At 63.4% G+C, this 10,241-nt stretch carries 12 protein-coding genes; 3 read left to right on the top strand and 9 right to left on the bottom strand.

Annotated elements, in window-relative coordinates; translation table 11 throughout:
• Positions 1-168: 168 nt before the first annotated feature.
• A complete protein-coding gene (dapA, locus tag RE4_RS16365) occupies positions 169-1,062 on the bottom strand; it encodes a 4-hydroxy-tetrahydrodipicolinate synthase (protein ID WP_060938946.1) in 894 nt (297 codons plus the stop codon).
• A 95-nt stretch (positions 1,063-1,157) separates the two neighbouring features.
• Between dapA and RE4_RS16360 the strand changes: the two genes are divergently transcribed.
• Positions 1,158-2,066: a LysR family transcriptional regulator gene (locus tag RE4_RS16360; protein WP_060938932.1), complete on the top strand. Its 909-nt coding sequence runs from the start codon at positions 1,158-1,160 to the stop codon at positions 2,064-2,066.
• 6 nt (positions 2,067-2,072) lie between these two features.
• Here the strand turns inward: RE4_RS16360 and nadC are convergent, their stop codons facing one another.
• The 3 genes from nadC to nadA are packed head-to-tail and all read right to left on the bottom strand — an operon-like array spanning position 2,073 to position 5,550.
• On the bottom strand, positions 2,073-2,945 hold the full coding sequence (nadC, locus tag RE4_RS16355) for a carboxylating nicotinate-nucleotide diphosphorylase (protein WP_060938931.1): 873 nt from the start codon (positions 2,943-2,945) through the stop codon (positions 2,073-2,075).
• Complete coding sequence (locus RE4_RS16350) at positions 2,945-4,516, bottom strand: L-aspartate oxidase (protein WP_060938930.1); 1,572 nt, start codon at positions 4,514-4,516, stop codon at positions 2,945-2,947. Before RE4_RS16350 ends, nadC begins: the two co-directional genes overlap by 1 nt.
• Positions 4,513-5,550 (bottom strand): quinolinate synthase NadA, encoded by a 1,038-nt coding sequence (gene nadA / locus RE4_RS16345; RefSeq protein ID WP_020908027.1) that lies wholly within the window; start codon positions 5,548-5,550, stop codon positions 4,513-4,515. Before nadA ends, RE4_RS16350 begins: the two co-directional genes overlap by 4 nt.
• 102 nt (positions 5,551-5,652) lie before the next feature.
• On the opposite strand from nadA, the gene RE4_RS16340 reads away from it, so the two are divergent.
• Positions 5,653-6,381 (top strand): NUDIX hydrolase, encoded by a 729-nt coding sequence (locus tag RE4_RS16340; protein WP_060938929.1) that lies wholly within the window; start codon positions 5,653-5,655, stop codon positions 6,379-6,381.
• Positions 6,382-6,395: 14 nt separating this feature from the next.
• Here RE4_RS16340 and RE4_RS16335 read toward each other — a convergent pair whose 3' ends face one another.
• Positions 6,396-6,728, bottom strand: a complete 333-nt coding sequence (locus RE4_RS16335; protein WP_060938928.1) for an SDR family NAD(P)-dependent oxidoreductase — start codon at positions 6,726-6,728, stop codon at positions 6,396-6,398.
• Positions 6,729-6,838: 110 nt separating this feature from the next.
• A complete protein-coding gene (locus tag RE4_RS16330; protein ID WP_019748809.1) occupies positions 6,839-7,441 on the bottom strand; it encodes a TetR/AcrR family transcriptional regulator in 603 nt (200 codons plus the stop codon).
• A gap of 83 nt (positions 7,442-7,524) precedes the next feature.
• Here RE4_RS16330 and RE4_RS16325 point away from each other — a divergent pair, with 83 nt between their 5' ends.
• Positions 7,525-8,355: an SDR family NAD(P)-dependent oxidoreductase gene (locus RE4_RS16325; protein ID WP_060938927.1), complete on the top strand. Its 831-nt coding sequence runs from the start codon at positions 7,525-7,527 to the stop codon at positions 8,353-8,355.
• A gap of 28 nt (positions 8,356-8,383) precedes the next feature.
• On the opposite strand, the gene RE4_RS16320 is transcribed toward RE4_RS16325, so the two are convergent.
• The 3 genes from RE4_RS16320 to bioB are packed head-to-tail and all read right to left on the bottom strand — an operon-like array spanning position 8,384 to position 10,220.
• Positions 8,384-8,974, bottom strand: coding sequence for a DUF2567 domain-containing protein (locus tag RE4_RS16320; RefSeq protein WP_019748811.1), 591 nt, complete (start codon positions 8,972-8,974; stop codon positions 8,384-8,386).
• Between the two features lie 11 nt (positions 8,975-8,985).
• Entirely contained in the window at positions 8,986-9,210 is a 225-nt protein-coding gene (gene bsaP / locus RE4_RS16315; protein ID WP_019748812.1) for a biotin synthase auxiliary protein BsaP, read from the bottom strand.
• On the bottom strand, positions 9,207-10,220 hold the full coding sequence (bioB, locus tag RE4_RS16310) for a biotin synthase BioB (RefSeq protein WP_024487821.1): 1,014 nt from the start codon (positions 10,218-10,220) through the stop codon (positions 9,207-9,209). Before bioB ends, bsaP begins: the two co-directional genes overlap by 4 nt.
• Positions 10,221-10,241 lie beyond the last annotated feature (21 nt).

Raw genomic sequence — 10,241 nt, 5'->3', positions numbered from 1 at the left:
AAGAATCTCCGCACTCGCCGACACCGCAGCAGCACGCAACTCAGAAGCAGACAACCGCCACAGACGTCCACGCAACCCCACCGCCGAACCCGACACCACATCCGACAACAAGACACTCATTGAATCCCCCGATCCCCACCCCCAACAATACTCGAACACCCGTTCGAGTCAAGAGTGGTAGACCTCGAGCGCCCGCGCTACCGATTCGTCACTCGCAGGTAGCAACGGCAGTCGCACATGGGGAGTCGGAATCTGCCCCAATGCATGCAACACGCCCTTGATGACAGTCGGGTTCGATTCGGAAAAGAGAGCTCCTGACAGCGTCGACAACCGTCGTCCAAGATCGCGAACACTGTCCACATCTCCACTGTCCCAAGCCTTCACCAGGCGCACGAACTCGGCGGTCGACAGATGAGCGGACGCCAAGATTCCGCCTGACGCACCCAAGGCCAGAAGCGGCGCGAGAAACAGATCATCCCCCGCCAGCACGGCGAAGTCGTCCGGAAGATCCGCGAAGAGTTCGACGGCAGCTGCGTCGATACCGCCCGCGGCATACTTCACACCAACAACCCCGGGCAAAGCACCCAACTCCCGCAAAGTGTCGCTGTCCAGATCGCACGCAGTTCGGTACGGCACGTGATAGACGATCAGCGGCACGGGGCTCGACGACTGCAGATGCGCGAAATGCGCCACCACACCGGCTTTCGACGGCCTCGTGAAGGAGGGAACCGGCACCAACGCGGCCGAGACGTCAGGCCACCGAGTCAGCCTCCGGAGCGCCTGCGCACTGCCCGCCGTGTCGTTGCTACCCGCGCCCACGATCAACGTCGCACCTCTCGCACGGCACACGCTCGCACAGATATCCAGAACGGTCACTCTCTCCTCCTCGGTGAGGGTTGCGGTTTCCGCTGTAGTCCCCAGTGCAACGAGTCCGACCGCACCTTCGGAGAGGACCTGGTGCGCAAGCTGTTCGAGTGCGTCGGTTGCAATACGACCGTCGCTCTCGAAGGGCGTGATCAGTGGTACATGGATTCCGGCCAGGTCAACTCGAGTCATAGTCATAGTCATAGTCATAGTCATAGTCATAGAACTCAGCCTCACCGAACAGACCTTGTAGGTCTAGTTCGCATTTCCATCGTCGAGCGTAAGCTGAGCTGATGCTCGATGTTCGTCGACTGAAGCTATTGCGCGAACTAGCGCTGCGCGGAACCATCGTTGCCGTTGCCGAGGCGCTGTCGTTCAGTCCCTCCGCGGTGTCGCAGCAATTGGCCGTCCTCGAACGTGAAGCCGGCGTGCCGCTGCTGGAACGAACAGGCCGTCGCGTCCGCCTCACGCCGGCCGGTGAGAACCTCGCACGTCATGCCGAAGTCATCCTGCAACGCCTGGAGCAGGCGTCGGGTGAATTGGTCGACGCGCGTCGTGGACTGGCGGGGCCGCTGCGCATCGGAACGTTCCCGACCGCCGCACGGGCGATCCTCCCGCCGGCATTGATCGCCCTCTCTCGCGAGCATCCCGGGTTGGAACCGATGGTTTCGGAGATCGACCCAGCGGACGTCGCCGACGCCCTACGAGCTGGGAATCTGGACTTGGCGTTGATTCACGACTACGACTTCGTCCCTCGTCCCAGCGAACCGGGCCTGACAGCGTTGCCTCTGTGCAGCGAATCGGTCTATCTGGCGTCGAACGACACCGCTACAGATCCCGACAGCACCATTACCGCGCTGGCCGACTGCGTGGAGCAGCACTGGATTACTGCGATCCCCGGAACTGCTTGTCATGCAATGACCATTCGCGCGTGCCAAGCGGCCGGGTTCACCCCGAAAGTGCGACACCACATCGACGAGTTCGCCACCGTTCTCGCCCTCGTCGATGCAGGGCAGGGCGTTTCACTGGTCCCGGAACTCGGAGCCATCCATCCGCCACTCGGAGTGCGCCTGACGCCGATGCCCATTCGACGAAGGACCAAGATCGCACACCGAGCCGGCTCCGACGCTCACCCGGCGGTCGCAACCGTGACAAGCGCGCTTCGCTCGGCCGTCCCGCAACTGCTGGACGCCGAGCGATAGCGGCACCTACATGTCGAGCCCGAGGTCGAGCACTGTCACCGAGTGCGTCAAGGCACCTACAGCGAGGTAGTCGACGCCGGTTCGGGCGTACTCTGCGGCAACGTCGATGGTGAGACCACCGGATGACTCGAGCTTGGTTTCGGGGGCAACAGCGTCTCGGCGTTGGACCGCGATCTGCGTCTGCCACAGCGGGAAGTTGTCCAGCAGAACAAGTTCCACGTTCTCCGCCAGCACCTGGTCGAGCTGAGTGAGGTTGTCGACCTCGACTTCGCACTCGATGTCCGGCGCGAGCTCACGGACCGCACGAAGTGCTGCGACCACCGAACCGGCAGCGGCAACGTGGTTGTCCTTGATCAACGCCGCGTCACCCAATCCCATGCGGTGGTTGACGCCTCCGCCCACGTGGACTGCATATTTCTGCAGAGAACGTAGTCCGGGCAGTGTCTTTCGGCTGTCCCGCACTTTGGCATGAGTGCCGGCGATGGCGTCGACCCACTGCGACGTCGCCGTGGCGATTCCCGAGAGATGGCAGACGAGGTTGAGCATCGTCCGCTCTGCCGTGAGAAGGCCGCGGGTGGGCGCGACGACGGTGAGCACCGATTGACCTGGCGCAACCCGAGTTCCATCGGCCACCCGATCAACGACCTCGTAGTTACCCGCGCCGATCACCTCGTCGAGAACAAGCAGTCCGACGTCGATGCCGGCGACAGTACCCGAGGAGCGTGAGACGACCGAGGCCTTCGCGACTGCATCGGCGGGAACCGTTGCGGTAGAAGTGATATCAGGGCCATAGCGCAGATCCTCGTCCAGAGCGAGCCTGACCAACGTGAGCAGTTCGTCACGGTCGAGCGGCGTGGGCAGGATCTTCTGCTCGGTCATCAATGAACTCCTGTCAACAACATGTCTAGTATTTCGAGCGCTCCATCGGCACTCATCTTGATCCGAGTGCTGCGACGCTGATTCGGATCTGTTTCAGGATAGTCGGTGCGGGTGTGACAGCCTCGGCTCTCGGTTCGTGCCACGGCTACATCGACCAACGCTGTCGCGGTCAGTGTGAGCGCCGCGTCTTCGAGGTCCCCAGCAGCCACCGCCACTGTCTGATCGGCGCCGGCAAGCGCGGCTCGCGCAGTCTGGAGACCGCCTCCGTCGCGAACCACCGACGCGTGTGCTGTCATGACGGACTGCACAGTCTCTCGTGGGAGTATCGGCATCGGCTTGCGCACCACGTTGACCACTTCGGCATGAACCTCGCGACGCTCGGCAGCTGCGATTCCGGCACGCTCCCCGACCACCAAACCCTCGAGAAGGCTGTTGGACGCAAGACGATTCGCGCCGTGCAATCCCGTGCGAGCCACTTCGCCGGCTGCGTAGAGTCCAGGCACTCCCGTTCGTCCATGGACGTCGGTGGCGACTCCACCGCACGAGTAGTGCGCGGCCGGAGCGACCGGAATGAGTTGGGTGCGTGGATCGATGCCCGCTTCGAGACAGGATGCGGTGATCGTCGGGAACCGCGAATCGAAGCCGTCGAGCTTGCGGGCGTCGAGGTAGACGTGATCGGTGCCGAGATCTCGTAGGCGTGCTGCGATTGCGCGCGAGACCACGTCACGCGGGGCGAGATCACCCAGCGGATGAACACCTGCGGTGACCGAATCGCCGTTGGTGTCGACAAGAATCGCACCTTCGCCGCGGACCGCCTCACTGATCAAGGGCCGGCGACCTACTCCACCCGGAGTGAAGAGGACCGTCGGATGGAACTGAACGAATTCCAGATCCGCAATTGCCGCACCTGCTTCGAGCGCCAACGCGATTCCGTCGGCAGTTGCACCGGGCGGATTTGTACTGCAGGCATACAGCTGACCGAGTCCACCGGTAGCGAGCAGTACCGCGGGCGCATGGATCACTCCGAGCCCTTCCGGCGAGGAGACAATGAGTCCACACACCCCGCGCCGGTTGGTCACCACCTGAACTGCCGCTGCACCGAACAGAACGGGGAGGCCGGCAGCGTTGAGAGCTCGCTGCACTTCCGCGCCCGTGGCGTCGCCGCCCGCATGGATGATCCGACGCGTGCTGTGCCCACCCTCGCGGGTGCGCGACACCTCGCCGTCTCGCCCGCGATCGAAGACCGCGCCCAACGCGGCCAGCGCCGCAACTGCGTCGTGACCAGCTTCGACGATGGAATAGACGGCTTCCTCGTCGCACAAGCCGACGCCGGCCTCACACGTATCCGCAACGTGCGACTCGACGGAATCCGTATTCAGATCGTCGACGACTGCGATGCCGCCCTGCGCGTACTGAGTCGAGGTGTCCGTCGGACCACCCTTGCTGACCGTGAGTACTTTCAGCCCCCGCAGAGAAGCGGTGCGCGCAGCGGTGAGGCCCGCGACACCGCCTCCCACGACGACCAGGTCGGCATGAGCCTCCCAGGCGAAACGCCCGGCAGGGCTGGTCACTCGCCGCCGCCCGGATTACCGATCTCGATCATGCGCTGCACCGATTTCTGTGCACGCTTGGCCATCTCGAGATCGACGTGGACCTCGTCCTTGCCCTCGAGAAGGCAGCGAAGCAACGCGGCAGGCGTGATCATCTTCATGTACGGGCACGACGCGCGGTCGTTGACGGCCTGGAAATCGACGTCGGGCGCTGCCTTGCGCAACTGGTGCAGCATCCCGATCTCGGTGGCGACCAGAACCTGCTTGCTCTTGGTGACGCGGGCAGCGTCGAGCATTCCGCCGGTGGAGAGGATCTTGACCTTGTCCGCGGGGACCGCGCCTTCACCGGCGAGGTACAGAGCCGAAGTAGCGCAACCACATTCAGGGTGCACAAAAAGCTCGGCATCGGGGTGAGCCTTGGACTTCGCCGTCAACTCGTCACCGTTGATACCCGCGTGGACGTGGCATTCACCGGCCCAGATCTGCATGTTGGTGCGGCCTGTGACGCGCTTGACGTGAGCTCCGAGGAACTGGTCCGGGAGGAAGAGAACTTCCCGGTCGGGATCAATCGAGTTGACCACGTCGACGGCATTGGACGACGTGCAGCAGATGTCGGTGAGACCCTTCACCTCTGCCGTCGTGTTCACGTACGACACCACCAGCGCGTTCGGGTTGTCGGCCTTCCACTCACGAAGCTGCTCGGCATTGATCGAGTCGGCCAGAGAACAGCCGGCTCGCTCGTCCGGGATCAGCACGGTCTTGGACGGCGACAGGATCTTCGCGGTCTCGGCCATGAAGTGCACACCACAGAAGACAATCGTGTCCTCTGGCGCCTCGGCAGCGATTCGCGAAAGCGCCAGGGAGTCGCCGACATGATCGGCGACGTCCTGAATCGCAGGCAGCTGGTAGTTGTGCGCAAGAATCGTCGCGCCCCGTTCGCGAGCCAGACGTTTGATCTCAGCGGCCCACTCGGGGGTCGCTTCGACTCCGTTGTATCCGCCGGGGCCGTCGTGAATCTGCGAGGCCGATCCCTCCCATAACGTCGTGGTCGTCATGGCGTTCTCCTTCACCGTGAACCCGGGCTCGTCACCCAGTTCAAATCCGGACGGGCTGGCCCGGATTTCCGTATTCGAGGTTTTCGACTTAGGATCGAAAACGTGCCCAATAGTAACACCACCCACGAAGTGCTTGCAGCGGTGTTCCAAGTTCGCACCTCCCCCGCAAGCATCGCCGCAGGTGACGGCGATCACTGCCCACAAGGGCGTGAAGAGTTGGCCGTGCTGCTGTGGCAGCGCGCACTCAACCCACAGAAAGGCACATGGTCACTGCCCGGGGGCACTTTGCGCGACGACGAGGACCTGACGACCTCCGCTCGACGACTCCTCGCCGAGAAGGTCGACCTACGAAAGGTCGCCCACCTCGAGCAACTCTCCGTCTTCAGTGATCCACAACGAGTGCCGGGCCCGCGCCGCATCGCGTCGACCTTCCTCGGACTCGTTCCCCTCAGCGCCGACCCACAACTTCCACCCGACACGGCCTGGCACCCCGTTTCGAAGTTGCCGGAGATGTCGTTCGACCACGGAACCGTCGTACGGCACGCGCGTAATCGACTGGCTGCAAAACTCTCCTACACCAACATCGCATTCGGGCTGGCTCCCGAAGAGTTCGCGATGTCGACGCTGCGTGAAATCTACTGCGCTGCACTCGGTTACCAAGTCGACGCAACCAACTTGCAACGCGTACTGGGTCGCCGAGGCGTACTGACTCCCACCGGCAACACCGCACCGTCCGGCAAGTCGGGCGGACGCCCACCGGCCCTGTACCGCTTCACCGACTCCACCTTGCGAGTCACCGACGAGTTCGCTGCACTGCGTCCCCCGAGCTGACGTCGATCAGGTTCTCAGGCAACGGCTTCGAAACTTCCGCGTTGCAGCCACGCCGAGTTCACCGCGCCGGCCGGATCGATGACCCGATTGATTGCGCCGAACCGCGTCGTCACCCGATCGAGAATCCGATCGGCCTGCCAACGATCCGTCGGATCAGCGACTATCGCAAAGAAGCGATGGGTCGGTTTTCCCGCCATGATGCGCACCAATTCTGTCACCGTCCGCGCAGTGACCGCCACGCTCCAACCAGCGTCGAGAAACTCGGTGGCGATACGCGCACCGTGCTCGAATCCGATGTCCGTGACAAGTGCAACTCCCCTGTTCGGGGCAATCTCCGAAACGCTCATTGCGAAACCTCCACTCGGAATCAAACTTCTTGACTCCCATGTAAGTCCGCAATCTTGTGGCTCCCTTGTGTTGGTTCTGTGAGAACTCTGGGGATTCCGCGCCCCACACATCAGGCAGATCGAGACAGCCCCGCCCAGAAGACCGTCGAGGCCGCGTTCACCACATCGCCGACCGGCACGTCGCCCAACATTCCGCCCGCGGCCAGCGTCGCGACGCCATGGAACGTCGCAAAGGCAACCAGCGCAATACTTTCCGGATCGCCGGCGGCAATGTCACCCGCAGCCTGCGCTTCCGATACGAGCCGAACGGTCAGGTCCATCGTCGCGTGCCCCGCGTTCACGACAGTCTCGGCCGCACCGGGTGCATGCTTGTTGCTGTACATCAGAGACAACAGGCCCGGATGCTCGAGCGCAAAATCCACATAGGCGTTGGCGAGCGAGGAGAACCGGGCTTTCGCGGTCGGCGGCGCCTCCGAAACTGCTCGCTCGAGCGCACCGGTCATCCGATGGAATCCGCTTTCAGCCAAGGCGTCGAGCAAAGCCTGACGGTCGCGAAAATGCTTGCCAGGGGCCGCGTGACTCACGCCCGCCTCGCGCGCAAGCTGCCGCAGCGACAACTTGTCGACGCCATCTCGCTCGAGGGTCGCTTCAGCTGACGCCAGGAGTTCCTGTCGCAGGCTGCCGTGGTGGTACGGCTGTTCGTGGGCGGGCATGGTGGCACCATATCAAAATGTTGTCATTGACAACTATGGTGTCAGTGCCTACATTTGGGATCACCCGAACCGAAGGAGCCACCATGGCCATCGACGTAGCCGGAACCACCGTCCTCATCACCGGAGCCAGCGCTGGGCTCGGAGTGGAATTCGCTCACCGCTTCGCCGCTCGCGGTGCAAATCTGGTTCTCGTCGCCAGGCGGGCAGATCGCCTCGAAGCCCTCGCTACCGAACTCCGCGTCGCCCACGGCATCACAGTCACAGTTCTGCCTGCCGACCTGGCGGCGCCCGGCGTCGGCGCAACACTGCACCAGGAGCTGACAAACCGTGGCATCACCGTCACCTCGCTGATCAACAACGCCGGATTCGGAACACACGGAGCATTCGTGGACGTAGATCTCGAGCGCGTCACGTCCGAAATTCAGCTCAACATCGCCACGCTGGTCGAACTGACGCACACCTTCCTGCCCGATCTCCTGGGCGGACGTGGAGCGCTCGTCAACATCGCGAGCACGGCGTCGTTCCAGCCGACCCCTGGCATGGCCGTCTACGGCGCGTCCAAGGCTTTTGTACTCAACTTCACCGAAGCACTCTGGGCAGAAGCTCGCGGCAGCGGATTGACCGTATTGGCGGTGTGCCCCGGCCCGACACGAACCGAGTTCTTCGACGTCGTCGGCTCCGAAGATGCTGCGGTCGGGCGAATGCAGACGGCAACTCAGGTGGTGGATACGGCTTTCCGGGCACTGGATCGACGCAACGCACCGCCGACAGTCGTATCAGGTTTGCCGAATTGGGTGTCCTCGATCAGCACTCGCTTCGCAACCCGCCGGTTGGGAGCGTTGATTTCGGGTCGACTGTTGGGTGACGTGCGAATGAAGTCCGCAGCGAACCGCCCGTCGACGTCGGCGGTATAGAGAAGCGTCAGCTGTATAGAAGCAACGGCTACGGGAGTTTCGGCTGGACCTCGTCGTCGGTCTGTTCGGCCTCGGTGGCCGGATCCCCGGATTCCGGATCCCCAGATTCCGGGTGGTCCCCAACACCGAGGTCGTCGTACGGATTGAGCACTGCCAGAACCAAAGTCACGACGCACGCCGCGAGCGGCTGAAACAGAAGCACGAGCAAGGTGCCGATGTTCGGTGCACGCGCGATGATCTCCCCGACCGCCGGATTGTCGGCGGTGGGGAAACGCAGTTTTGTCACGCCCGAACCAACGAGTGCCATCAGTCCGGCACCTGCCGCCGAGCCGACTATCAACCCGCCCAGGGCATACGGGCCTCGACTCAGACGCGCCAACCACGCCGCTACTGCCGACAGCACACCGACGATCAGTGCCAGCCAGATGAACACAGCACTCGCGTCGAACTGATGGAGGCTCTCACCCGTCAACGCGACGCCGCGCCCCTCGGACACCACCAACAGATGCTCGGCCGGAGCCAAGAACGCCCACACCACACCGACGAGCACGCTCACGCCCGCAGTGGTTGCGGCGATCACGATCGCGGTGCGCAGACGAGTCTGCCGAAGAGAGATCACACAGAGTGACGCTACCTGCGGGCGGCGTCGATCGAGTCGACGACACCGTGTCGGGAGCATTTCGCCCACCACCCGTCAGGGCTGACCTGAACGATCATGCGGCGCCCGCACTGCTCGCAGAAGCGAGGCGGCTCTAGCCCCATCGACGCCGCAGTCGGCGTCGGATCGTCGACACCGTCGACGATCCGACGCCCGGTGAACGGGTTGTACCGCTCCTCGGTCACCGGAGTGCTCACAGAGTGTCGTTCAGTGCTTTGATCGGCATCTGCAGATCCACCAACAAATCCAGATCCTTCTCGGCGGGACGCCCGAGGGTCGTCAGGTAGTTGCCGACGATGACGGCGTTGATTCCACCGAGGATACCCTGCTTGGCACCCAGGTCGCCGAGGGTGATCTCGCGTCCACCCGCGAAGCGCAGGATCGTGCGGGGCAGCGCGAGACGGAATGCCGCCACGGACTTGAGCGCCTCGCTGGCGGGCAGCACATCCAGATCCCCGAAGGGGGTGCCGGGACGCGGGTTGAGGAAGTTGAGCGGGACCTCGTCCGGCTCGAGCTCAGCCAAGTTCGCGGCAAATTCTGCGCGCTGCTCCAATGATTCACCCATACCGAGGATTCCGCCGCAGCACACTTCCATGCCTGCTTCGCGAACCATCCGAAGCGTGTTCCACCGCTCTTCCCACGAGTGCGTGGTCACGACGTTCGGGAAGTGCGACTTCGAGGTCTCCAAGTTGTGGTTGTACCGGTGCACACCCATGGCGGCCAGTTGGTCGACCTGTTCCTGGGTCAGCATGCCGAGCGAGCAGGCGATCTGGATGTCGACCTCATTGCGGATCGCCTCGATACCTGCGGCTACCTGAGCGAGCAACCGGGCGTCAGGTCCGCGGACGGCGGCCACGATGCAGAACTCGGTAGCGCCCGACTTCGCAGTCTGCTTGGCAGCTTCCACCAGGCTCGGGATGTCCAACCAGGCCGCGCGAACCGGCGACTGGAAGAGTCCGGACTGCGAGCAGAAATGGCAGTCCTCGGGGCAACCGCCCGTCTTGAGGCTGATGATGCCCTCGACCTCGACCTCCGGTCCACACCATTTCATACGCACATCGTGGGCGAGAGCCAGCAGGTCTTCGAGCCTGTCGTCGTCGAGTCGGAGTACGTCGAGCACCTGGCTTTCGGTCAGGCCAACTCCTCTTTCGAGAACTTGCTCGCGCGCCTGGTCGAGGATGTCGACCGTCGCAGGGGCCGTGCTAATCGGGGGCGGGGTCACAGACGT

Source organism: Rhodococcus erythropolis NBRC 15567 (assembly GCF_001552595.1).
In the GTDB taxonomy this organism is placed as follows: Bacteria; Actinomycetota; Actinomycetes; order Mycobacteriales; family Mycobacteriaceae; genus Rhodococcus_F; species Rhodococcus_F erythropolis.
Note: the sequence above shows the minus strand (reverse complement) of the source record. Positions and strands in the feature narration are given on the sequence as shown.

Bases quoted from the DNA above. Each gene is read 5' to 3' on its own strand.
- dapA (WP_060938946.1), bottom strand. From the start codon at position 1,062: ATGACTATGACTCGAGTTGACCTGGCCGGAATCCATGTACCACTGATC.
- nadC (WP_060938931.1), bottom strand. From the start codon at position 2,945: ATGACCGAGCAGAAGATCCTGCCCACGCCGCTCGACCGTGACGAACTG.
- RE4_RS16325 (WP_060938927.1), top strand. From the start codon at position 7,525: ATGGCCATCGACGTAGCCGGAACCACCGTCCTCATCACCGGAGCCAGC.
- RE4_RS16360 (WP_060938932.1), top strand. From the start codon at position 1,158: ATGCTCGATGTTCGTCGACTGAAGCTATTGCGCGAACTAGCGCTGCGC.
- RE4_RS16335 (WP_060938928.1), bottom strand. From the start codon at position 6,728: ATGAGCGTTTCGGAGATTGCCCCGAACAGGGGAGTTGCACTTGTCACG.
- nadA (WP_020908027.1), bottom strand. From the start codon at position 5,550: ATGACGACCACGACGTTATGGGAGGGATCGGCCTCGCAGATTCACGAC.
- RE4_RS16330 (WP_019748809.1), bottom strand. From the start codon at position 7,441: ATGCCCGCCCACGAACAGCCGTACCACCACGGCAGCCTGCGACAGGAA.